Consider the following 23,595-nt stretch of genomic DNA (forward strand, 5'->3'; position numbering starts at 1 on the left):
TGCGACGGCTCGCACTCAACATTGCCACCATGCATCCAGAAAGGGTTCCCATGCGACGAAAACTCAAAAAGGCCGCATGGAACGAGAAATACCTACTCGAGCTCATTCACCATATGCGATAGGCCTGTTCTTGTGGGGGAGATGCCCGGCAGGGCAGAGGGGGGTGAGCTATACGGTAAAATCTATGCGTCGTGTACTGTGAAATTGAACCTAACAGGCTCTCGCTTCCTTTGTTTTCGTTTGTCTATTCTGGAAAACCGGGTTCCACTTGTCCCTGACAAACTCTAAAGCCCGGCCATACGAGCAGGAAAACGCGCCGTGATCTCTCACAGCGCGCTTCATGGAGCACACCAAAATCGGCCGAGCCTTATTCGTTGATCAAACGGCGCAGCAGCTCAAGCTCCTGCGACAATTTCTGATCGCCGGAAATCATTTCTTCGATCTTGCGCACAGCATGCAAAACCGTCGTGTGGTCACGCCCGCCAAAACGGCGACCGATTTCCGGGAAGGAGCGCGGTGTCAGTGTTTTGGCCAGATACATGGCGATCTGGCGTGGCTTGACGATAACCCGTGTGCGGCGGTTGGAAACCAGCTCCTGACGCGACACATTGTAATGGCGGGCGACAACCCGCTGAATGTCTTCAATCCGCACCCGCTTTTGCTCGGAAGCCCCCACCAGATGGGCCAGAAGCTCATCAACCCGCTCGATTGTCATATCATTTTCGAACGAGCGGCGGAACAGCAGCTGATTGAACGCACCTTCGAGGTCACGACCGCTGCTGGCCACATTGCGCGCCACATGGGCGATGATTTCTGTTGGAATATCGAGGCTCGGATCTTCTTTCTGGGCCGCAGCCAGACGGGTCTTGAGCATATCAAAACGCATCTCATAATCCGGCGCTTCCATTTCGATGGCAACGCCGCCCTGAAGACGCGAGCGAACACGCTGATCGAGCGATTCAAGCTCCCAGGGTGCGCGGTCGGCTGCCACAACAACCTGCTTGGCACTATCCAGCAGCATGTTCAACAGGTGGCAGAACTCATGCTGAATGGTTTTCCCTTGCAGGAATTGCATATCGTCGATGATCAGCAGATCAATGTTGCGCAACGTGTCTTTCAGCGTCAGCGCATCATTGTCGCGAATGGCGGTTGCGAAACGCCACATGAAATATTCAGCGGTGAGATAGACCACCCGTGGCGCACGGGGGCTGTTGATCGCCGCATTGGCAATGGCCTGCAACAAATGGGTTTTACCCAGGCCCACCGAAGAGTGGATGAACAGCGGATTGAAGCGCACGGCACCAGCGCCAGCCTCGGCAATGGTTTTGGCGGCAGCAACAGCAACGCGGTTGGAAGCGCCTTCAACAAAACCTTCAAACGTGTATCGCGCATCCAGCGGCGAGCCAAACAGCGGTGTATTGCTGGACGCGCGCGGTGCTGCCGCGGTATTGGGCGCAACCTGCGGCATGGAAGCGGCAACGCTACCAATTGTCTGCGGACCAGAGCGCTTTGCCGACGATGGAACTTCGGCTGGCACCACACGCTCGTCAGCCACGGGGGCACGGGTGTTGCGGGTGGCGCTGCGCACCAGAATTTCGACTTTGAGAAGATTGGGGTCTTCGGCCTGCAAAATCGTTGTGATCAGATCCAGATAGCGGTTGTTGATCCAGGATTTCAAAAATGTTGTTGGCACACTGAGACGCATAACGCTCTTTGATGCCGAATGAAGCTTCAGCCGACCAAACCAGCTTGCATAGACATCTGGTCCAACCTGCGCCCGCAACCGGGCACTGAAACGCTCAAAAACAGCCGCATGCTGCGCTTCCAAGCCTTCCACCATTGCTTCAGGGCTAACGGCATTGTCTATCGCGCGCGCCTCGTCCCCATCGGCTGCCGCACTCGCCGTTACCATCTTCATCTGCATCTCGCCGCCTTCCAATTTTCTACCCGTGTCGGCCAGTTTGCATTTCTGGTGCCATGTCTGGCCGACGCCCATTATTCCTGCATCAATGTTTCGGAGAGGGCCGATCATTTCGGTTCTCCATCCTTATCAGCCGCAGCCTGCTATCCACCCCTCAAACAGAAGATGATAGCAAGCAGACCCCTCGTCTTTCTGTGTCCAGCATACGGACTACGCCACAGCCTTTCACAAACAGGCAGCCGTCAAGGCCTTGATGCCCATGCACTTGATACTCAAGCACATCCTTACTCATTCAAAGCCCGCCATCCTCGCAAATGGAAGACCTTTCTCTTTCGCAACGCATCCTCACTCTTGCAAGAGAAGACACTCTGCGCAGTTTCAATGATCTCAAAAATTCCGAATGTTTCTAAACGTTCATCTGTTTCCAGATCACCGTCAATTTTCCTCACTGACTTTTGGCTTGTGACCTTTTGGAGTTGTGACCTTTTGAGCTCTGCCTTTTGTCGTTTATCGGCTTCTTCGGTTTTTTAAAAAAACGAAAATCATTTTACCATGACAACCGTTCAACGACTGAGACGTTCCTCTTCTTATAGTATTCCTGCATGGACCATATGTCTCTCCCGCGTGGGTCTGCACCCAATAAGGCAAAATGGGCCTTGCACCCAATAAGGCAAAAACCACCATTCCCGCTCCTTGCCAAACAGAACGGGTCAACCGAAAAACCAATGTATGAAGAAACGAAACCGGTCAGGATCGCTTAGAGAAACCGCTTCAAAAATACAGCCTTTGGGGCTGCTCTCCGAAATCGAAGGCTTTGTCAGCGCCTCTCCTGAAATCCATTTAGGCAGGATCGATTGCTGAGATCAACAGTGAATTTTCCGTAAAATTGACAGCTCGCCATTGACTCCGGACGCGAAGTTTCAATGTGCGAAAATCCCAAAAAAGAATCGCTTATGAATCAAGGAGTTTGTCAGAAATGCAAATTGCAAGGCATGGGAATCGTAAAAAATAAAAAAATCACTTGACTCAAAATCAGGTAACCCTGCCGTAGAGGAAAGGATGGCCTCTTAGAGCAACCTTCAATAACTCTTTGATTTTAATTTGTTTTTTGTGTCACGCCGCCGACATAAAACAGGGATAACTAAGGTTAAAAAAATCAAAAAAATCAAAACACAAAAAGCCCGGCACAAATGCCAGGCTCATTTCAATTTTAATTTTGTGTCAGAAATCAGGCAGCGAGAGCATTCACGCGGCTGGCAAGACGCGAGATCTTGCGAGACACTGTGTTGCGGTGCATCACGCCCTTGGTTGCTGCGCGGTGCAATTCAGGCTGAGCTGCCTTCAAAGCTTCTGCGGCAACTGCGATATCGCCGGTTGCAATGGCTTCTTCAACCTTGCGAACGAAATTGCGCACGCGTGTACGGCGGCTCTTGTTAATTGCGGTCTGGCGAGCGATTTTGCGGGTCGCCTTTTTCGCCGAAGTAGTATTGGCCATTGATGCCTCTCTCGAATACGAACCAAAACTCCACTTTGCCGCAAACCACACACCACCTGCTCTACAGGTGTATCTGGACCAGCACGTCGGGAGCAATCGCGGAAAAGCCAAAAGCTTTCCTAACTGTGGGCGGGCATATAGCGGGAAAGAACGCGCCCGTCAACGCGCTTTCTCACCTTTCAGTGCAGCTTTCCGACTCTTGCGCCGTTTCAGCCACGACTCTATCGGTCTTTGAAAACCGCTGAGCGCTTCTCGATAAAGGCGGCCATTCCTTCTTTCTGGTCCTCGGTGGCAAAAAGGGCGTGAAACAGCCTGCGCTCAAAGCGCAAGCCTTCCGATAGCGGCTGCTCAAAGGCGCGGTTGATCGCTTCTTTGGCCATGCCCACGGAGGGTGCCGAAAAACCGGCAATTTTTTGGGCCGCCGTCAGCGCCTCTTCCAGCATGCGCTCTGGAGCAACAACGCGCGCCACCAGCCCGGCATTTTCAGCCTCGGCTGCATCCATCATCCGCCCGGTGAGGCAAAGGTCCATGGCTTTGGCCTTGCCAATGGCGCGCACCAGCCTTTGGGTGCCGCCCATGCCCGGAATAATGCCTAGCGTAATTTCCGGCTGGCCAAACCTTGCGGTGCTGGCGGCAATGATGAAATCGCACATCATGGCAAGCTCGCAGCCGCCGCCCAGCGCAAATCCGGCAACGGCGGCAATGATTGGCTTGCGAAAGCCCGCAACCTCGCCCCAGCCCGCCAGAAAATCGCCTCTGTAGGCATCGGCAAAGGCCACGCCCTGCATTTCCTTGACATCCGCGCCTGCGGCAAAGGCTTTGTCCGAGCCGGTCAGCACCACGGCCCGCACCGCATCATCGTGCTGAAAAGCTGCAAGGGCTGTGATCAGCTCTTTCATCACGGTGGAGTTCAGGGCATTCATCGCCTGGGGTCGATTGATTTTCACCAGCGCCACCGCGCCGCGCATCTCGACAATCAGGGTTTCAAAATCCATCACCATATCCATTTTTCACTCTCCCTCATGTCCGGCGCTCATGTCTGGTCAGCCTGTCTGGTCATCCCGTCTGGCAAGCCGCGCAATAAAAGGTCGAGCGTCCGGCCTGGGTCATCCGCGCAACGGTTCCCGTGCAGCCCGGTGTGCGACACGGCTCTCCCTCGCGATCATAAACATTGAAGCTGTGCTGAAAATACCCAAGCGAGCCATCGGCCTGGATATGGTCACGCAAGGACGAGCCGCCAGCAGCAATGGCATCAACGATCACCGTGCGGATTGCATCGGTCAGCCTGTTCAGAGCCTCTGCGGGAGCGCCGTTGGCCATTACAAGCGCGCCGGACGGCGTGGTGGGTGAGAGATGCGCGCGCCAGAGCGCTTCGCAGACATAGATATTGCCAAGACCAGCAATGACCTTTTGATCCAGAAGCGTGGTTTTCAGCGGCTGCGCCTTACCTTGAAATCGACCGGCCAGATAATCGGCGCTCAAGGCATTGCCAATCGGCTCTGGCCCCAGACCTTTGAAGGCGGGATAGCTGTCCATATGCCGCCGCTCCACCATATCCATGGAGCCAAACCGGCGCGGGTCATTATAGATCACCCGCAAGCCGCTGCCGTTGGTCTCCATCAAATGGAAGATCACGTGATCGTGCGCAACGTTGCGCGAGCGCTCCATATGAAACTGTCCCGGCACATCAGCACTGCCCGCCTGCTCGATGCGATAGGAGCCGGACATGCCAAGATGCGAGACAATGCTGATGCCATCATCCAGATCAATCAGCAGGTATTTTGCCCGCCGGGACAAGGATATGATGGTGCGTCCTGCCACGCGCTCCATGAAATCTTGCGGAAAAGGAAAGCGCAGATCGGCACGTCGCAGCTCAAGCCTTGAGATGATGCGGCCCTCCATCGAGGGAGCCAATCCCCGTTTTACAGTCTCGACCTCTGGTAATTCTGGCACCTTGGCTCCATCTAATTTGATCAAGGACGGGTTTTTGTTTCCGTCAAAGGCACAATGGTCTATGGACGGGGAACCGCTGTCGTGGCATTGCCATGTGAACGCAAGACATAGCCCAATGGACCCTGCTTCGCCATGGTCAAGATATGGGTTTAGAGAAAATGGAGTGGATACCATGGTCGCAAACCGCACCTCCGCCGATGGCGGCATGGAAACCTCTTACGGCTTTCGCGATGTGGCGAAAGGCGAAAAGCAGGCGCTGGTCAATGATGTCTTCCATAAAGTGGCCAAACGCTACGATATCATGAATGACGTGATGTCGGCGGGCCTGCACCGGGTGTGGAAAGACGCGATGATTGCCGCGCTCAATCCGCGCAAGGATCCCGATTACCACACGCTGGATGTGGCTGGCGGCACTGGCGATATTGCTTTTCGCATTGTGGAAGCCTCGAAACGGCTGGCCCATTCCACTGTTTTGGACATCAACGCCTCCATGCTGGGCGTGGGGCAGGAACGGGCGCAGAAAAAGGGTCTGAGCGACAACCTCACCTTTGTGGAAGCCAATGCGGAAGAGCTGCCTTTTGAGGCCAACACCTTTGATGCCTACACCATTGCTTTCGGTATTCGCAATGTGCCACGCATTGATGTGGCACTGAGCGAAGCCTATCGGGTGTTGAAACGCGGTGGCCGATTGCTGGTTTTGGAATTTTCCGAAGTGCAGATGCCGCTTCTGGATCGCGTTTATGACGAGTGGTCCTTCAAGGCGATCCCGAAATTTGGCAAGATGATCACTGGTGATGCTGAGCCCTATCAATATCTGGTGGAGTCGATCCGCAAATTTCCCAATCAGAAAGATTTTGCCGCAATGATTGAAAGGGCTGGCTTTTCCAAGGTCAGCTTCACCAATTACACCGGCGGCATTGCAGCACTTCACTCAGGTTGGAAAATCTGATCCGCAATTGAACGACAAGCGCATGCCGCATGCCTGCTTCAAAGGCCTGCTTGCGGATTGAAGAGGTTTCATGAGCACGTTGAGCGCCTATTTCAGGCTGGCCCGCGTCGGCTGGATATTGGTCAGAGAAGGTGTGGTGGCGTCCCTCCCCTCCGAGGGGCTGCCACCCATTGTTGGCGTTGCGAAAAAAGTTGCAGCCCTTTTGGCCCGCAAGCGCGCGCTTCATTCGGAACGGTCAGACCGTCTTGCCCAGGCCGTCGAGCGGCTGGGGCCGTCCTATGTCAAGATCGGCCAGTTTCTGGCAACCCGCCCGGATGTGGTGGGGGCCGAGATGGCAGCAGACCTTTCTGGCCTGCAAGATCGCATGGCCTTCTTTCCGCTGGAGGCTGCCCACAAGGAAATCCGCGATTCTCTGGGCCGCCCGGTGGATGATCTCTACGTCAGCTTTGGTGCGCCGATTGCGGCTGCGTCCATTGCGCAGGTACACCCGTGTGAGGTGGCGACGCCTTATGGGCCGCGCAAAGTGGCCGTCAAGGTCATTCGCCCCGGCGTGCGAAGCCGCTTTAGCGCCGATCTGGAGGTCATGTATCTGGTGGCGCGTTTGCAGGAGCGGTTTTTGCCCCATACCCGCCGGTTGCGCCCGGTCGAGGTGACAAAATCGCTCGAACAGACCACCCGGCTGGAAATGGACCTGCGGCTTGAGGCTGCCGCCCTGTCCGAGCTTGCGGACAACACCAAAAACGATCCCGGCTTTCGCGTGCCAGACGTGGATTGGGAGCGCACAGGCCGCGATGTCATCACCATGGAGTGGATTGACGGCATCAAAATGTCGGATATCGGCGCCTTGAAGGCGGCGGGACACGATCTGAACGCGCTGGCCGATCTGCTGATTCAGTCTTTCCTGCGCCACACCTTGCGCGACGGCTTTTTCCACGCCGACATGCATCCCGGCAATCTGTTTGTCGATCCAACCGGCATGATAGTGGCCGTAGACATGGGCATTTGCGGGCGGTTGGGCAAAAAGGAGCGGCGCTTTCTGGCTGAAATTCTCTATGGCTTTATCACCCGCGATTATATGCGGGTGGCGGAAGTGCATTTTGAAGCGGGCTATGTGCCGTCTCACCACAATGTCGCCAGCTTTGCGCAGGCCATCCGCGCCATTGGCGAGCCCATCCATGGCCAGCCGGCAGAAACCATTTCCATGGCGCGGCTTTTGACGCTGCTGTTTGAAGTGACTGAGCTGTTTGATATGGAAACCCGGCCAGAGCTGGTGATGCTGCAAAAAACCATGGTGGTGGTGGAAGGCGTATCACGCATGCTCAATCCACGGTTTAACATGTGGAAGGCCTCTGAGCCGGTCGTCGGTCAATGGATCAAGGATAATCTCGGACCAAAGCGCATTGCAACCGATGTTAAAGATGGCCTGAAGGCAGCGGTGCGGGTCGCCGAAGCCCTGCCGGAGATTGCCGCCAAAACCGAGAAATTCCACAGCGAACTGATGCATATGAGCGAGCATGGCTTGCGCTTTGATCCGGCAACCGCTGACGCCATTGGCAAAGCGGAGGCCCATCACAGCCGTTCTGGCCGTCTTGCCCTGTGGATTATTGCAATCTCCTGCCTCTACATCGCCATTCATCTTTCAATGGGTGGCTAAGCTTAAAAAGATCGCATAGGTTTCATAAGCAGGACTGAAATCAATGAAGCAGACGTCAGCGGATAGCAGGATGACAGTTTCTGGAAAGCGGATTCTTTTGATCATCAGCGGCGGCATTGCCGCCTACAAGAGCCTTGAGCTGATCCGCCGTCTGAGAGAGCGCGGCGCATTGGTGCGCCCGATCATGACAGCCGCAGCGCAGCAATTTATCACGCCGCTTGCGGTGGGCGCGCTCAGTGCATCGCATGTCTATCTCGATCTGTTTTCACGCGAAGACGAGCAGGATGTGGGGCACATCCGCCTGGCGCGCGACTGTGATCTTATTGTTGTTGCACCGGCCACTGCCAATCTCATGGCCAAAATGGCGCAAGGGTTGGCCGATGATCTGGCCTCAACCGTGCTTTTGGCCGCAGATCGGCCCGTGCTGGTGGCTCCGGCCATGAACCCGAAAATGTGGGCGCATCCCGCCACACAGCGCAATGTCCAGCAATTGCAGCAGGACGGCATTCATTTTATTGGCCCGATGGCGGGCGAGATGGCTGAGAGCGGCGAGAATGGTCTTGGCCGGATGGCCGAGCCGCTAGAGATTGTCGCAAGTGTCGAATCTCTATTGGACGGTGGTGAAAAACCACTCAAAGGTCGGCGCGCCATTGTCACCTCCGGCCCGACCCACGAGCCGATTGATCCGGTGCGCTATATTGCCAACCGCTCCTCCGGTCGCCAAGGCCATGCGATTGCGCGAGCGCTGGCAAAGCTTGGAGCAGATGTGACGCTGGTGTCTGGCCCGGTCAGCATTGCCGACCCTGAGGGCGTCAAAACCATCCATGTGGAACGCGCCGAAGAGATGCGCGATGCCGTGCTTGATCTGCTGCCTGCCGACATTGCCGTGATGGTGGCGGCTGTGGCCGATTGGCGTGTGGCAACATCGTCTGATCAAAAGATCAAAAAGCAGCCGGGCGATGCCCCGCCCATGCTCAGTTTGACCGAAAACCCCGATATTTTGAAAACCGTTGGCCATCATGCCCATCGGCCCACACTGGTGATCGGCTTTGCCGCCGAAACCCAGAATATCGAAGAGAATGGCCGTTCAAAATTGGCCCGCAAAGGGGCCGACCTTATTGTTGCCAATGATGTTTCGCCCGAGAGCGGCATTATGGGTGGTGATCGCAATCGCGTAAAATTGATCACCCGAGACGGTATCGAAGACTGGCCTGACATGGATAAAAACAGCGTTGCAGACCATCTCGCCCGCAAGATCACCCAGATGCTGGAGACTTCATGAAGGAACGCCTTTGGACCATCCGACACGCTCAACCATCTGACATAGACGCCCTGGGCGGTATTGAGGTGGCTGCCGCGCAGGTTTTTCAAAGTCTTGAAACATTATCATGGCTTGCCCAAGGTGAGCCGATGCCACGCGATCGGCAGCGCCAGTTGATTGAGGCCGAAACCGTTTTCGTAGCCACCGATACACACGATCAGCCGGTCGGTTTTCTGAGTGCCGAGGTGATTGATGACCGGCTGCATATTGTCGAAGTCTCGGTGCTGCCAGAGTGGCAACGCATGGGGATTGGCCGCGCACTGATTGATGTGGCCCGCGAAGAAGCGATCAGGCTGCATTTACACGCCCTAACGCTCACCACCTTTCGCCATGTTGCCTGGAACGCGCCCTTTTATGCCGAGCTTGGCTTCGAGGAAGCCCATGATGCTGCCTTGCAACAGCATCTGGAGGCTGATGCGCAGAACGGCTTACCGGTCAAAGAGCGTTGCGCGATGGCCATGGTGCTATAAAACACCGCCCAGCAAACCAAGAGCTGCCCCACCGCCCAGCACGATCAGCGGATGAATCTTCGTGGTTGCCGTCAGGACAGCAGAGGCTGCCGCAATTCCCATCAGCAAGACACTGCCGACAGAGGCTTGGGTGATCACCGCCGCACTGGCGCTGACCAATCCTGCCGTGATCGGCACGAGGCCAACCTGCACAATCTTGCGCCATGGCCGATCCTTAAATTTTTGCCACAGGGCAAACGCAAAAGCGGTGATCAGCGATGACGGGCCAAATTTGGCGATGGATGTCACAAACACCCCCGCAAAACCGGCCACATGCCAACCCACCAGCGGCACAACCATCATATTCGGCCCCGGTGCTGCCTGCGCCAAAGCAAACAAGGCACTGAAATCAGCCGCGCTCATCCAATGATGAACATCGACCACCCGACGCTGCATTTCCGGCAAAATGGTATTGCCACCACCAAAGGCCAGCAAGGACAGCTCGACAAACAGGATAGCGAGCGAGACAAGCGTTGCGATCATTTCGACACTCTCCAACTCACCAGAATGGAAATCGGGGCCAAAACCAGCATGGTCAACAGCATGGGCAGGCGAAAGACGGCAATGGCCACAAAGCACAGCACCGCAATCGCCAGCCCCCAGGGCTTGGTGCGCAAAGGTCGGAGTATTTTCCACGCCAGCGAGATCAGCAAGCCTGAGGCCGCCGCCGCAATGCCCAGAAACATGTGTTCAACCAACGGGTTGTCGTGAAAGCGGTCATAGATGACACCAAGACAGATGACGATGACGGTGGGTGCTGCAATCAGGCCAAACAGTGCCGCCAGAGCACCGCGCCAGCCTTGAAATTTAAGGCCGACAGCCACCGCCATATTGATGATGTTGCCTCCCGGCAAAAACTGGCAAAGGCCAAGAAGATCGGTAAATTCCGCCTCGCTCAACCAGCGCCGTTGCTCAATCATCATATGACGGGCCATGGGCAGGACGCCACCAAACCCCATCAGACCAAGACCCAAAAAGCCTCTGAACAGCTCCGCTACACCGGGATGGCATTCTTCAGCCGAAATTGGCATTACCTCTGTCATATCGTTTTTCCATTGTGATGGCCTGTTCATACCGCCATCACGACCCCATGTCCAATATATGGATTGTAGCTATTCCATATGCTATAAGTATCGCATGATTGAAATTCGCCACTTACGCTATGCCGTTGCTGTCGCCGATGAGGGCCACATGACCCGCGCCGCCCAGCGGCTTGGCATGCAACAGCCGCCGTTGAGCCAACAGATCAAGGCGTTGGAGGCCATGGTTGGCACACCACTGTTTCAAAGACAGCCGCGCGGCATGGTGCTCACCGACGCAGGCGAAGCCTTTGTGGCGCGGGCGCGCCAGATTATCAGTGATGTCGAGAGCGCCGTTGAGGCAGCGCTTCGGGCCGCACGCGGCGAAACGGGGCGTCTTGCCATTGGTTTTACATCTTCTGCCGCCTTCCACCCGCTGGTGTCCAGCGTGGTGCGCAGCTTGAGGCTTTCCTCGCCAGAGCTGGAACTGAGCCTTGATGAAGGCTCAACCCGCGAATTGCTGGCTGATCTGGCCGCAAACCAACTGGATGCCGTCTTTATCCGCTCCCCACACAGGGATCTGCCGGGCTTTCGAATGCTCCACGTGAATCACGAGCCCATGGTGCTGGCCATGCCGGATACTCATCCGCTGGCCAATCCGCGCGATATCAGCATTGATCTCTCGGAGCTTCGCAACGAAACTTTCGTGCTCTATCGCCGTCCATCGGCCCAAGGGCTGTATGACCGCATTATTGCCGCCTGCCAAAAGGCCGGTTTCAGCCCCAAAGTTGCGCAGGAAGCGCCCAAGGTGGTTTCCACCCTCAGCCTTGTGGCGGCAGGGCTTGGGCTGTCGATTGTTCCGCAATCGATTGCCAAGCTGGAAACGGCAGGGGTTGCCTATCGTGCTTTCAGCCCACAATCGGGCTTAAGCGCGCCACTCTACCTTGCCTATCGCGACGGCGTGGACAGTGGTCCGCTCAAGATGTTTGTCGATGAAGTTCTGCAACAGGCGAAAAACCCGATCTTCTAAACAGCCATTTCCAGCGCTGGCTTCGTCTCATCAGGCTGGATCGGGCCAAAATTGGCAACATTCAAGCCATCATCGCTGAGAATAACAGCACTTCCGGCTGGAATTTCCACCCAGGCCTCGCTGTCATCGGTCAAAGGCTCTGACACCAGACAATAGCCGCCTTCCGGCCCCATTGGCCCGGCGTAAAGCGTCGGCGCAAAGGCATCGGTGGAATAGCGCACGGCATAAAGTGATTTTCCATCGGAAAACGCCGCAGTAAAGCGCACCCGCGCCGTGCCAATCATATCAAGGCTCAACTTTTCGACATAGCCGATGACCTCGGCCATGGCCTCCAGCGGCCGCTCTTTCATGCCAAACTGCATGGCCAGCAAAAACATCAGTTCAGAATCGGTGCTGCCATAACGCGCGCCAAAATGCGCGTCATCCAGCCTTTGCTCCATGGTGCGGCGCAGACGCTCGAAATGATCAATCTGGCCATTGTGCATGAACGACCATGTGTCATGCACAAAGGGGTGGCAATTGTCGCGACGGGTGGAACCATGCGTGGCGGCGCGCACATGCGCCAAAAACAGGGGTGTGCTGATCTGATGGGCAATGCTTTTCAAATTGCAATCGGACCAGGCGGGAAGCACATCCCGGAAACGCCCCGGCTGGGGCCTGTTACCGTACCATGCAAGGCCAAATCCATCCGCATTTGTCGAGGTTTTGGCGCGTGTTGCGCATACGGATTGCTCAATCAAAGAATGGGCGGGTGACGACACCAGCTCCTCGATAAAGAGCGGTTCTCCCCGATAGGCTGCCCAACGACACATGATATAGACTGCTCCGGCTTTGCCACCCCCTGAGGGCGGCCGAAAACCAATGGTGAAGGAAGGTCTCTAATGAACCGTAAATTCTGCCTGATTTCATGGCAGATTCGTGACAGATTCGACAATCACATTATCTTGCAATGCGGCATATTTGGCGACATTCGCGCATTTTGTGAACACTGCGTTCTGTGTTTTGCCCTTCGCGCCACTTCTGGTTTCACTATATTGGCAGCAGATAATGTATGCTCGAAAGGAGCCGGACGATGTCTATTCGCCCCGTTAAACATGAAAGCCAGGCAACCCCCACCATGGAAGGTGCTGGCGTCAAGCTGCACCGGGTCTTCGGTTTCGGTGACACATCCGCCACCGATCCATTTTTGATGATGGATGATTTTCGCAATGACAATCCATCCGACTATATCCGCGGCTTTCCCTGGCATCCGCACCGCGGCATTGAAACCATCACCTATGTGCTGGCAGGCACGGTGGAACATGGCGACAGCCTTGGCAATCAGGGCTTGCTTGGCGCAGGCGATCTGCAATGGATGACCGCTGGCAGCGGCATCATGCATCAGGAAATGCCCAAAGGCGACTTTGCCGGCAAGATGCATGGTTTTCAGCTGTGGGCCAATCTGCCCTCGTCGCTGAAAATGACCACACCACGCTATCAGGACATCAAATCCGCCGATATTCCGGTGGTGATCGATGACGATGGCACCGCTGTTCGGGTGATTTCCGGCGACTTCTGGGGCAAGAGCGGCCCGGTTGACGGCATTGCCGCCGAGCCGGTCTATCTCGACATCTCGGTGCCGCCGGGCAAAGCCAAGCGCTTTCCGGTGGATACCTATCGCTCGGCCTTTGCCTATATTTTTGCAGGCTCCGGCACTTTCCGCGATGCGTCCAAACCCTTTGGCGTCAAGGTCGAGAAAGAGTTTCAGGGTGAAGAGCTTAACATTCGCGATCTGTCGGGCAATCGCACTCTGGTGGTGTTTGACACCGGCGACGAGATCACTGTGCAGGCTGGCGAAAAAGGCATTCGCTTCCTGCTGGTTACCGGCAAGCCGATCAAAGAGCCGGTGGCCTGGCATGGGCCGATTGTGATGAACACCCGCGAAGAGTTGATGCAGGCCATGCGCGAATTGCAAAATGGCACGTTCATCAAAGCGGATCATTAAGCAACGACGGCTACGCAGGCCAAAGCGCGTGAAAATGATGCACCGGCCCATGGCCGGTGCCAACCTCAAGCTGGTCAGCACCATTAATCGCACCGCTCAACCACGCCTTGGCCACCACAACAGCATCGGCAACGCTGAGGCCTTTTGCCAGCTCAGCAGCAATGGCGCTGGACAGTGAACAGCCGGTGCCATGGGTGTTGGCAGTGTGAATGCGTTTGCCTTCCAGCCAGATGGTGTCCGCACCATAGACCAACACATCGGGGCTGTCCTCACCGGGCAAATGCCCGCCTTTCAGCAGCACGGCCTGCGCGCCCAAACCCAGCAGCTTTTGCGCCTGAGCCTGCATGGTGGCGCGGTCTGCGGCTTCACTTTCTCCCAGCAGGGCTGCGGCCTCGGGCAGATTGGGGGTGATCAGCGTCGCCTTGGGCAACAGGTGCCGAACCAGCACCAATACGGCTTTCTGAGCCAGAAGCGATGCGCCGCCCTTGGCAATCATCACAGGGTCCAGCACCACGGAAATGGATCTATCACGCAAAGCCTCGGCCACCGCATCGGCAATCTCACCATTGGCAATCATGCCGATCTTGACGGCATCCACCCGCACATCGGCAAACACTGCCGCAATCTGCTGCGCCACAAACTCGGCTGGTACGCTGTGCACACCGCAAACGCCTTGGGTGTTTTGCGCGGTCAGCGCCGTTATCGCCGCCATGCCATAGGCCCCGCGAGCGGCAAATGTTTTGAGATCGGCCTGAATGCCAGCCCCGCCGGATGGATCGGAACCTGCAATCGACAAGACATTGCGAATAGAGGGGTGGGCGCGAATAGAGGGGTGGGTCACGGCATCTCCCTTGCGAGTGATCGGCGCAAGCGCAAGAGAAACATCGACCACAGCACACAGTGCTGCTCTTCCGACTCCCTCCGCCAGCATGATCTGGTTCAGGTTCAAAGGGTGCTTCTCAGCTCGTCTCTTAAGACAAACGCCCCTGTCATTGGCCCTGCTTATCTCATTTTTAAATGCAGGTGTCACGGCCTTTACACGTCGTCACCGTATCTTTGAAATCCGCGTGGAACTATCCGGGTGCCAAAGCGTTAGTTTTTTTGTCCCGACATGGATCCTCAAAGACCCGAGAGCTTACTCCACCGTGTCGGGCCACACGCGGCGTTTAAAAGCAGGAACAGACATGACGAATGCGCAAACCACTGAGATCAGTGAACCATCCCCCAGAGAAACAATTGCAAATCTGATTGCATCCATTGTTTCAGAGCCTGAACGCTATGCGCTTTTCTTTGATATTGATGGAACATTGCTTGATCTGGCCGAAACCCCCGATGCCATCAAGGTTCCAGAAGGTTTGACCGATGATCTGATAGCCCTCTCAGCGCATTTGAATGGTGCGTTGGCATTGGTCACGGGCAGAGCGTTGAGCTATGCCGACACATTGTTTTCGCCCCATCGCTTTCCTATCGCGGGCCTGCATGGCACCGAGCGACGCCTGCTGGACGGAAACATCATCCGGGCCGAACCAACCGCGGAATTTCTGGAGGTCAAACAAAGGTTGGCGACGCTTCCAGAAAGTTTTCCGGGCGTGCTGGTAGAAGACAAGGGTGCGGCCGTTGCAGTTCATTTCCGTCAAGTGCCAGAACTTGCCAATCACGTTGGTGAAGCCATGCGGGTGGCAATCGCCAAGGTGGGTGCCGGTTATACGCTTCAGCATGGCAAGATGGTGCTCGAAATTCGTCCCGACAATGCCGACAAAGGCGGCGCGCTGGAAGCCTATCTGGCGGAACCGCCTTTTGCCGGACGCATCCCGATTGCCTTTGGTGACGATGTTACCGACGAAGCCATGTTCAAGCTGGTCAACGCGAAGGGGGGAAAATCAATCCACATTGGAGCGCCAACAGACAGCACAATCGCGCGCAAAAGACTGAGCAGACCACAAGCCGTGCGTGACATGATCGCATCTATTGTTCGCAAGCGGCTTTACTAAAATTTGTCAGGGAAAAGGGGAACCCGGTTTTCCCGCAAAGACAAACAAAAACAAAAGAGTTTAGAGCGTGTCGCAGTGAACCGATTTCATAGCACAGGTTTTAGCTCATATTTTTCGTATGGACGTTAGCGCTTCATTGAGGACAATGAAACGCGACATGCTTCAGGAAGAGGGACTTTTCATGAGCCGACTGATCGTTGTTTCCAACCGCGTTCCCGTGCCCGAAAAGGGCAAGGCTGCCCCCGCTGGCGGCCTCGCCGTGGCCCTCCAGGCCGCGCTGAAAGAGCGCGGCGGTATCTGGATGGGCTGGTCTGGAAAATCCAGCGGTGAAGAAGAAACCCCTCAGATCAAAACCATTATCGACGGCAAGATCACTTATGCATTGACCGATCTGACGGATCGAGACGTGGAAGAATATTATCACGGTTTTGCCAATCGGGTTTTGTGGCCCACATTTCATTATCGCATTGATCTGGCCGAATATGGCCGCAAGGAAATGAGCGGCTATTTCCGCGTCAACCGCTTTTTTGCCCAGCGTCTCGCCCCTTTGCTGAAGCCGGATGATGTGATCTGGGTGCAGGATTACCATCTCATCCCCCTGGCCAGCGAGCTGCGCAAGATGGGCATTAAAAACCGTATCGGCTTTTTCCTGCATATCCCTCTGCCACCCGCCGATGTGCTGCTGGCGATGCCGGTCTATGACCAGATCATCGAAGGCCTGGCCCAATATGATCTGGTTGGCTTTCAGACAGATTATGATCTGGCCAATTTTGTTGGCGCTCTGGTGCGTGAAGGCATTGGTGAAACTCTGGAAGACGGCTATTTCAAATCCCACAACCGGATTTTCAAAACCGGTGCCTATCCGATCAGCATCGAAACAGCCGCTTTTGCCGCCTATGCAAAACGGGCGGTCAACAATGCCATGGTGAAAAAAGCCGCCAGCAGCATTATCGGCCATGATCTGGTGATCGGCGTTGATCGGCTGGATTATTCCAAGGGCATCCCCCAGCGCCTCGACGCCTATGAGCGGTTCATCCTCGCCAACCCGGCCTATCAGGGCAATGTTTCCTATCTGCAGGTCACACCCAAATCACGATCAGAAGTGCCGGAATATGAGGCCATGCAGCGCCAATTGGCCGAGCAGGCCGGGCGAGTGAATGGTGAGCTGGGCACGGTAGACTGGGTGCCGATCCGTTATATGACCCGTTCCGTAGCGCGCCCTATTCTGGCAGGGCTTTATCGCCTTGCCAAAGTGGGTCTTGTCACCCCCATGCGCGATGGCATGAACCTCGTTGCCAAGGAATATATAGCTGCCCAGGACCCGGACGATCCGGGCGTACTCATCCTCTCACGCTTTGCCGGTGCTGCGCGCGAATTGAAAAGCGCCCTGCTCGTCAACCCTTACGACACGGAAGGCGTTGCCAATGCCATTGCGCGCGCGCTCTCCATGCCGCTTGAAGAGCGCAAAGAGCGCTGGCAAAAAATGATGGACCATTTGCTGGTCCATGATGTGACAGAGTGGTGCAACAATTTTATGGATGACCTCACCCACGTGCCGCAGGAGGGAGATCACGCCGCCTTGTTGACGTGATATTCCTTGATTGCCACCATTTTGATCGCCGGATAACGCTCTGATTCATAGCGCAGGGAGAAAGCATCCTGCGCCATGAACACCGGATCGCCATCCAGATCGCGGCAAATATCACCGCGGCGGGCGTTCATGAACTTGTCCAGCTCGCCGGGCTGATCCGATGAAATCCATCGGCAGACAGAAAAGCGTGACATTTCAAACGACACCGGCAGGGTATATTCGCCCGACAACCGCTCTTTGAGCACATCGAGCTGAAGTGCGCCGACCACGCCAACGATGGCGGGTGAGCCATCTTCTGGCGAAAACAGCTGCACTACGCCTTCTTCCGCCATCTGCTGAAGCGCTTCTTTCAGCTTCTTGGCCTTCATCGCATCTTCAAGGCGCACGCGGCGCAGAATTTCTGGCGAGAAGTTGGGAACGCCCTGAAACACCAGCGCTTCGCCTTCGGTCAGCGTATCACCAATGCGCAAGCTTCCGTGGTTGGGAATGCCCACCACATCGCCAGCATAGGCAGTATCGGCCAATTGCCGCTGCGAGGCAAAGAAGAACTGCGGAGCCGTCAGGCCCATCAATTTGCCGGTACGGGCCAGCCGCGCCTTCATGCCGCGCTCCAGCTTGCCGGAGCAAATACGGGCAAAGGCAATACGGTCGCGGTGGTTGGGGTCCATATTGGCCTGAATCTTGAAGACGAAAGCTGTCATCTTTTCTTCTGACGCATGAACCTTGCGCACATCCGCCACCTGATCGCGTGGCGGCGGAGCAAATTCGCCCAAGGCATTGATCAGGTCGCGTACACCGAAATTGCGCAGCGCCGAGCCAAAGAACACCGGCGTCATATGGCCTTCCAGAAATGCCTGTTTGTCAAACGGGCGGCAGGCATCCTGCGCCAGCTCAATCTCTTCCACAAAGGTGGCGCGCTCATTTTCCGGCAGATTTTCCGCCGCACTGGCCGGGCCACTGACCGGCAAGGCGTCGACCTGCTTGTCGGACCCGCGAAACGTGTTCTCAACCAGATTATAAGAACCGCAGAAGCTTTTGGAGCGCCCCACCGGCCAGGTGATCGGAGCCGTATCCAGCGCCAGCTTTTCTTCCACCTCATCAAGAATTTCAAAAATGTCCCGGCTTTCGCGGTCCATCTTGTTGACAAAGGTGATGATCGGAATGTCGCGCATGCGGCAGACTTCGAACAGTTTCAGTGTTCGAGGCTCAATACCTTTGGCAGCATCGATGACCATGACGGCGGCATCCACCGCTGTGAGCGTGCGATAGGTATCGTCGGCAAAGTCTTCGTGGCCCGGCGTATCCAGAATGTTGAAAACATTGCCTTCATATTCAAAGGTCATCACCGAGGTGACCACCGAGATGCCGCGCTCACGCTCGATCTTCATCCAGTCCGAGCGGGTCTGGATGCGATCTTTCTTGGCTTTGACTTCACCGGCCAGCTGAATAGCACCGCCGAACAGCAGCAGTTTTTCGGTCAGCGTGGTTTTACCAGCGTCCGGGTGAGCGATAATAGCGAAGGTGCGGCGGCGGGAGACCGCCTCTGCGAGCGTTTCGGCCATATGAGGAATTCCTTTTAACTACAGCGCCGTGCGTTTTATGAAACGCACTAAGGACGCTGTAACACTCAAAATCCACTGCATAATTTCTGAAATCGGTTCCGATTGCAGAAATTATGCAGTGCGCGGTTATCTAGCGTTTTGATCCCCAATATGCAATTGACATCAGCAAACAAAGGAAGCCTCATGCAAGACACGTCCGCACCTCGCCTGAATTTGAAGCGCCTGCCCCATGGTGACGGACTGGAATTGCCTGCTTATGAAACACAGGGGGCGGCAGGCATGGACCTGCGCGCCGCAGTAGACGACAGTGAACCGCTGGTGCTTGCTGTTGGGAAACGCGCCCTTGTGCCGACCGGGCTGATCATGGAAATCCCGCAAGGGTTTGAAGCCCAGATCCGCCCGCGCTCCGGTCTTGCGTTTAAAAACGGCATCACTTGCCTCAACACACCCGGTACCATCGACAGTGACTATCGCGGTGAAGTGAAAGTGCTGCTGATCAATCTTGGTGATGAGGATTTTACCATCACGCGCGGCATGCGGATTGCCCAGATGGTGATTGCGCCTGTGACGCAAATGGCGGTGGTTGAGGTGATGGAAACCTCTGATACCGTTCGTGGCGCAGGTGGTTTTGGCTCGACTGGCGTTTAACGCTGCGCCTCTGTTGCCATCCGCACCGCAAGGGCGGCCAGAACGGTGCCCATCAGCCAACGCTGCACCACCATCCACAAGGGGCGGCGGCCCAAAAACAGGGCGATTGAGCCTGCCATAATCGCAATCAGCCCGTTCACGGTGATGCTGATGGCAATCTGGGTGCAGCCAAGCACGATGGATTGCACAAGAACATGGCCGCGCGCCGGATCGATAAATTGCGGCATGAGCGACAGATAGATCACCGCCACTTTCGGATTGAGCAGATTGGTGACCAATCCCATGACAAACAGCCGTTTCGGGCTGTCCTTTGGCAAGTCCCGCACCTGAAAGGGTGAGCGTCCACCGGGCTTGATGGCCTGCCACGCCAGATAGGCCAAATAGGCGGCACCGGCCAGCTTCAGTGCATCATAGGCATAGGGCACGGCCATGACCAGAACAGTGATGCCAAGAGCCGACGCCAGCATGTAAAACAAAAAGCCCAAAGCCACGCCACCCAGCGAGATCAAGCCCGCGATTGGCCCCTGACAGATGGAGCGCGACACCAGATAAATCATATTGGGGCCGGGTGTGAGCACCATGCCAAGGCAGATCAGCGCAAACGCAATAAGTGAGGTGCTGGCGGGCATGGGCGCTTTCCTGAAGCTCGATGGACAGAGCCATGTCTTTGCAAATGCCCCAGACCTTCGCAAACACAAATGTGTCACCATTGCAAGTTTAGGGCGACCGCGATAGCATCTGCGTCATTGTCGGAGACGTGTCATGACCATCACCACCATTCTTGCTTATGCGGGTGCATTGTTTATTGCAGCCGCCATTCCCGGTCCCGGCATGACGGCCATTGTGGCCCGTGCCCTTGGCTCAGGCTTTCGCCCGACATTCTTCATGGGGCTGGGGCTGATTCTGGGCGATCTTTGCTATCTCACAGCCGTTATTCTGGGCCTGTCCTATGTGGCGCAGACCTTTGTGACGCCGTTTTTGATCATCAAATTTGCAGGCACGCTGTACCTCGCCTATATCGCCTGGAAGCTGTGGACCGCAGGTCTTTTGCCGCAGGATATTGAAGCGCGCAAAAGTGCGGGCGCGGTGGCCTCGTTTTTCTCCGGCCTGTTTGTCACCCTTGGCAACCCAAAGACCATGTTGTTTTACGTGGCCCTCGTGCCCACTTTGATCCCGCTGAATGCCATTGGTGCGGGCGATTTTGCGCTTTTGGTCGGCACCACCTTTGTTGTGCTGATGAGTGTGTTGATCCCCTATATTCTGCTTGCCGCGAAGGCGCGCCTGTTGTTGAAGCAGCCATCGGCTTTGAAACTGCTCAATCGCTGCGCCGCCAGCATTCTGGCAGGCACGGCCGCCTATATTGCAACACGGGCTGCGTGAAATAATCACCTGAAAGCAGCGTCGTTCCGTTGGGTTTTTTCTCTTTCAAACCCGCATGATAGGCAAAGCACTCTGGCCGGTTTGTCGCTTTGACCGTATGGTGATGGCAAAGAGACTGCTTATCAGGGAGACAAGCCATGTCAGCATCCACGTCAGAAACCAGAAAGCCGGGCCGGGGCCGCGTCTATGGCTCGATCACGGAAACCATTGGCGATACCCCCATCGTGCGGCTGGACAAGCTGGCCAAGGAAAAAGGTGTAAAAGCCAATCTTCTGGCCAAGCTGGAGTTCTTCAATCCGATTGCCTCCGTCAAGGATCGCATTGGCGTGGCGATGATTGAGAGCCTTGAAGCGCAGGGCACAATCACCCCCGGCAAGACCACGCTGGTGGAGCCCACCTCTGGCAACACCGGCATTGCGCTGGCCTTTGCCGCCGCCGCCAAGGGCTATCGCCTGATCTTGACCATGCCGGAAACCATGTCGATCGAGCGCCGCAAGATGCTCGCACTTCTGGGCGCTGAACTGGTGCTGACCGAAGGCCCCAAAGGCATGAAGGGTGCCATTGCCAAGGCGGAAGAGCTGGCAGCCACCATTCCCGACGCTGTGATCCCGCAGCAGTTTGAAAATCCGGCCAACCCGGAAATTCATCGCAAAACCACCGCCGAAGAAATCTGGAACGACACGGACGGCGCGATTGATATTTTCGTTTCCGGCATCGGTACGGGCGGCACCATCACCGGCACAGGCCAGGTGCTGAAGGCGAGAAAGCCGTCTGTGAAAGTGGTTGCGGTTGAGCCTGCCGACAGTCCTGTTCTGTCGGGCGGCAACCCCGGCCCCCACAAAATTCAGGGCATTGGCGCTGGCTTTGCGCCCGCCATTCTTGATACGCATATTTATGATGAGATCGTCACGGTGACCAATGATGAAGCCTTTGATACGGCGCGTCTTGTCGCCCGTCTGGAAGGCGTGCCCGTTGGCATTTCCTCCGGTGCGGCCTTGACGGCGGCCATCAAGGTTGGCCAGCGTGACGAGAATGCCGGCAAGACAATTGTGGTGATCATCCCCTCCTTTGCCGAGCGCTATCTCTCGACCGCTCTGTTTGCCGGTTTGGGCGAATAGTTCTTTCTGTGCAAGCCCAACGCTGGCAAACTTTTGTCGGCGTTGGGCGTCAATGCTGCACCGATCGTTCATCGTCGAAATCTTCTATAAGCAACAGGTATCAGCTGCGATTGCAGGAACAAATCGACTGGGCTATGGTCGCTTCGGGGCGGGTAGTCAGGACATGTATGCGAAGAGAACGTTTTTACGATCGATTACCGGCTTTTGTGATTTCGACACAGGAGCATCCGTCTCTCGCCTATTGGGCAATGACTTATCTTCTGTCGCTTCTGGTGTTCATCGCCACCCTTGCCTTACGCTTTTGGCTGGATGACTATCTGCTTGGCACATTTCCCTATGTGACGTTTTTCCCAGCCGTGGTTGTGGTTGCTTTCATTTTTGGCGTTCCGCAAGGCATCATGGTGGCCATTCTGGGCGGCCTCGCATCCTGGTATTTTTTCATTCCGCCTTATTTCAGTTTTGACGTCTCTGTCAGTACGGCAATTGCCATGCTGCTCTATGTCTTCGTGGTCACAACCGATATTGCCCTGACGGCGCTGATGATGGGCGCTTATCGCGCTGAAAAAAAAGCGCGCGATGAAATGCAGCGGCTGGCCGAACATCAGGAGGTCATGGCGCAGGAACTGGACCATCGTCTCAAAAACGTGTTTGCCACCATCAATGCGATTATCAACCTGTCGCAAAGGCATGTGCAGACCGTTTCGCAATTCGCAACCGCCTTGCGCGAGCGCCTCAATGCCATGGCGCGCTCCAACCTTTTGCTGCGCGGCCTGCGCTCTGGCGAGGAAACCACGGTCTGCGTTATCATCTCCAAGGCGCTTGAGCCATTTGGTGTGGCCGAGACATCGAGACTGCAATTGTCCGGCCCACCAGTTCCTGTCAGTGGGCAGGCTGTCATCCTTCTCAGCCTTGTGCTGCACGAGCTGGGCACCAATGCTGCGAAATACGGCTCTCTTTCTGTCGATGCCGGTGAAATTCACCTAAGCTGGACGGTGGGCTCCATCCCTCAGCCGGATGACAGCACAAAAACGGCCCTGTCCATCTGCTGGAGTGAGTGGGGTGGACCAACACCACAGCCACCTGAAGAAGGCAAGGCAGGCTTTGGCTCCACGCTTGTGCGCAGAGTGGTTGCCGCCGTGCAAGGCAGTGTGGCGATCACCTTCGCACCCAGCGGTCTTGTGGCTGAAATTTCCATTCCGCTTGATGCCATGCACGATGCCGAGGCAGAAGCAGCGTGATAACCTTTAGAGTCTGTCAGGTTCAGATTGAACCACAGTACACGACGCATAGGTTTTACCGTATAGCTCCCCCCTCTGCCCTGCCGGGCATCTCCCCCACAAGGAGCAGGCCTATCGCATATGGTGAATGAGCTCGAGTAGGTATTTCTCGTTCCATGCGGCCTTTTTGAGTTTTCGTCGCATGGGAACTCTTTCTGGATGCATGGTGGCAATGTTGAGTGCGAGCCGTCGC

22 protein-coding genes and 1 riboswitch are annotated in these 23,595 nt (G+C 55.9%); of the genes, 12 read left to right on the forward strand and 10 right to left on the reverse strand.

Features of this window, described 5'->3' with window-relative positions; all coding sequences use genetic code 11:
• Window positions 1-367 precede the first annotated feature (367 nt).
• From dnaA to mutM, 4 genes are all read right to left on the reverse strand, one after another.
• Complete coding sequence (dnaA, locus tag E6C51_RS19780) at window positions 368-1,840, reverse strand: chromosomal replication initiator protein DnaA (protein ID WP_230987503.1); 1,473 nt, start codon at window positions 1,838-1,840, stop codon at window positions 368-370.
• Window positions 1,841-3,149: 1,309 nt separating this feature from the next.
• Window positions 3,150-3,416: a 30S ribosomal protein S20 gene (gene rpsT / locus E6C51_RS19785; RefSeq protein ID WP_146932238.1), complete on the reverse strand. Its 267-nt coding sequence runs from the start codon at window positions 3,414-3,416 to the stop codon at window positions 3,150-3,152.
• A 221-nt stretch (window positions 3,417-3,637) separates the two neighbouring features.
• Window positions 3,638-4,411 (reverse strand): enoyl-CoA hydratase, encoded by a 774-nt coding sequence (locus E6C51_RS19790; RefSeq protein WP_146932755.1) that lies wholly within the window; start codon window positions 4,409-4,411, stop codon window positions 3,638-3,640.
• A 61-nt stretch (window positions 4,412-4,472) separates the two neighbouring features.
• Window positions 4,473-5,369: a bifunctional DNA-formamidopyrimidine glycosylase/DNA-(apurinic or apyrimidinic site) lyase gene (gene mutM, locus E6C51_RS19795; RefSeq protein WP_190237278.1), complete on the reverse strand. Its 897-nt coding sequence runs from the start codon at window positions 5,367-5,369 to the stop codon at window positions 4,473-4,475.
• A 172-nt stretch (window positions 5,370-5,541) separates the two neighbouring features.
• Between mutM and ubiE the strand changes: the two genes are divergently transcribed.
• The 4 genes from ubiE (at window position 5,542) to E6C51_RS19815 (ending at window position 9,763) form a co-directional block, all read left to right on the forward strand.
• The gene (gene ubiE, locus E6C51_RS19800; protein ID WP_146932242.1) at window positions 5,542-6,318 is read left to right on the forward strand and encodes a bifunctional demethylmenaquinone methyltransferase/2-methoxy-6-polyprenyl-1,4-benzoquinol methylase UbiE; all 777 of its coding nucleotides are present in this window, start codon (window positions 5,542-5,544) and stop codon (window positions 6,316-6,318) included.
• Between the two features lie 70 nt (window positions 6,319-6,388).
• On the forward strand, window positions 6,389-7,972 hold the full coding sequence (gene ubiB, locus E6C51_RS19805) for a 2-polyprenylphenol 6-hydroxylase (RefSeq protein ID WP_190237279.1): 1,584 nt from the start codon (window positions 6,389-6,391) through the stop codon (window positions 7,970-7,972).
• 70 nt (window positions 7,973-8,042) lie between these two features.
• Complete coding sequence (gene coaBC / locus E6C51_RS19810; RefSeq protein WP_190237280.1) at window positions 8,043-9,254, forward strand: bifunctional phosphopantothenoylcysteine decarboxylase/phosphopantothenate--cysteine ligase CoaBC; 1,212 nt, start codon at window positions 8,043-8,045, stop codon at window positions 9,252-9,254.
• Window positions 9,251-9,763, forward strand: a complete 513-nt coding sequence (locus tag E6C51_RS19815) for a GNAT family N-acetyltransferase (protein ID WP_190237281.1) — start codon at window positions 9,251-9,253, stop codon at window positions 9,761-9,763. Before coaBC ends, E6C51_RS19815 begins: the two co-directional genes overlap by 4 nt.
• Here the strand turns inward: E6C51_RS19815 and E6C51_RS19820 are convergent.
• Entirely contained in the window at window positions 9,758-10,285 is a 528-nt protein-coding gene (locus E6C51_RS19820) for a chromate transporter (RefSeq protein WP_190237282.1), read from the reverse strand. The genes E6C51_RS19815 and E6C51_RS19820 overlap by 6 nt on opposite strands.
• The gene (locus tag E6C51_RS19825) at window positions 10,282-10,845 is read right to left on the reverse strand and encodes a chromate transporter (RefSeq protein WP_190237283.1); all 564 of its coding nucleotides are present in this window, start codon (window positions 10,843-10,845) and stop codon (window positions 10,282-10,284) included. Before E6C51_RS19825 ends, E6C51_RS19820 begins: the two co-directional genes overlap by 4 nt.
• 94 nt (window positions 10,846-10,939) lie before the next feature.
• Here E6C51_RS19825 and E6C51_RS19830 point away from each other — a divergent pair, with 94 nt between their 5' ends.
• Entirely contained in the window at window positions 10,940-11,851 is a 912-nt protein-coding gene (locus E6C51_RS19830; RefSeq protein ID WP_190237284.1) for a LysR family transcriptional regulator, read from the forward strand.
• Here E6C51_RS19830 and E6C51_RS19835 read toward each other — a convergent pair.
• Complete coding sequence (locus E6C51_RS19835; protein WP_190237285.1) at window positions 11,848-12,663, reverse strand: class II glutamine amidotransferase; 816 nt, start codon at window positions 12,661-12,663, stop codon at window positions 11,848-11,850. The genes E6C51_RS19830 and E6C51_RS19835 overlap by 4 nt on opposite strands.
• A 260-nt stretch (window positions 12,664-12,923) precedes the next feature.
• Here E6C51_RS19835 and E6C51_RS19840 point away from each other — a divergent pair, with 260 nt between their 5' ends.
• Complete coding sequence (locus E6C51_RS19840) at window positions 12,924-13,835, forward strand: pirin family protein (RefSeq protein ID WP_190237286.1); 912 nt, start codon at window positions 12,924-12,926, stop codon at window positions 13,833-13,835.
• 10 nt (window positions 13,836-13,845) lie between these two features.
• Here E6C51_RS19840 and thiD read toward each other — a convergent pair whose 3' ends face one another.
• Entirely contained in the window at window positions 13,846-14,676 is an 831-nt protein-coding gene (thiD, locus tag E6C51_RS19845) for a bifunctional hydroxymethylpyrimidine kinase/phosphomethylpyrimidine kinase (RefSeq protein ID WP_230987501.1), read from the reverse strand.
• Between the two features lie 58 nt (window positions 14,677-14,734).
• Window positions 14,735-14,833: riboswitch (TPP riboswitch) on the reverse strand.
• A gap of 186 nt (window positions 14,834-15,019) precedes the next feature.
• On the opposite strand from thiD, the gene otsB reads away from it, so the two are divergent.
• Window positions 15,020-15,826: a trehalose-phosphatase gene (gene otsB, locus E6C51_RS19850; RefSeq protein ID WP_146932265.1), complete on the forward strand. Its 807-nt coding sequence runs from the start codon at window positions 15,020-15,022 to the stop codon at window positions 15,824-15,826.
• Window positions 15,827-16,007: 181 nt separating this feature from the next.
• A complete protein-coding gene (gene otsA / locus E6C51_RS19855; RefSeq protein WP_146932267.1) occupies window positions 16,008-17,417 on the forward strand; it encodes an alpha,alpha-trehalose-phosphate synthase (UDP-forming) in 1,410 nt (469 codons plus the stop codon).
• On the opposite strand, the gene E6C51_RS19860 is transcribed toward otsA, so the two are convergent.
• Window positions 17,396-18,979 carry a peptide chain release factor 3 gene (locus E6C51_RS19860; protein ID WP_146932269.1) on the reverse strand — a complete coding sequence of 528 codons (1,584 nt, stop codon included), beginning with the start codon at window positions 18,977-18,979 and terminating at the stop codon, window positions 17,396-17,398. The two genes, otsA and E6C51_RS19860, sit on opposite strands and share 22 nt — an antisense overlap.
• Before the next feature lie 183 nt (window positions 18,980-19,162).
• Between E6C51_RS19860 and dut the strand changes: the two genes are divergently transcribed.
• On the forward strand, window positions 19,163-19,627 hold the full coding sequence (dut, locus tag E6C51_RS19865; protein ID WP_190237288.1) for a dUTP diphosphatase: 465 nt from the start codon (window positions 19,163-19,165) through the stop codon (window positions 19,625-19,627).
• Here dut and E6C51_RS19870 read toward each other — a convergent pair.
• Window positions 19,624-20,256: a LysE family translocator gene (locus tag E6C51_RS19870; RefSeq protein ID WP_146932273.1), complete on the reverse strand. Its 633-nt coding sequence runs from the start codon at window positions 20,254-20,256 to the stop codon at window positions 19,624-19,626. The two genes, dut and E6C51_RS19870, sit on opposite strands and share 4 nt — an antisense overlap.
• A 133-nt stretch (window positions 20,257-20,389) precedes the next feature.
• Between E6C51_RS19870 and E6C51_RS19875 the strand changes: the two genes are divergently transcribed.
• The 3 genes from E6C51_RS19875 (at window position 20,390) to E6C51_RS19885 (ending at window position 23,363) form a co-directional block, all read left to right on the forward strand.
• Window positions 20,390-21,007 (forward strand): LysE family translocator, encoded by a 618-nt coding sequence (locus tag E6C51_RS19875; RefSeq protein WP_146932275.1) that lies wholly within the window; start codon window positions 20,390-20,392, stop codon window positions 21,005-21,007.
• A gap of 137 nt (window positions 21,008-21,144) precedes the next feature.
• A complete protein-coding gene (gene cysK / locus E6C51_RS19880; RefSeq protein WP_190237289.1) occupies window positions 21,145-22,125 on the forward strand; it encodes a cysteine synthase A in 981 nt (326 codons plus the stop codon).
• A gap of 167 nt (window positions 22,126-22,292) precedes the next feature.
• Complete coding sequence (locus E6C51_RS19885) at window positions 22,293-23,363, forward strand: HWE histidine kinase domain-containing protein (RefSeq protein WP_190237290.1); 1,071 nt, start codon at window positions 22,293-22,295, stop codon at window positions 23,361-23,363.
• Window positions 23,364-23,595 lie beyond the last annotated feature (232 nt).

Origin of the sequence: Gillisella terrae, from assembly GCF_004801395.1 — a bacterium.
GTDB classification, from domain to species: domain Bacteria; phylum Pseudomonadota; class Alphaproteobacteria; order Rhizobiales; family Rhizobiaceae; genus Allorhizobium; species Allorhizobium terrae.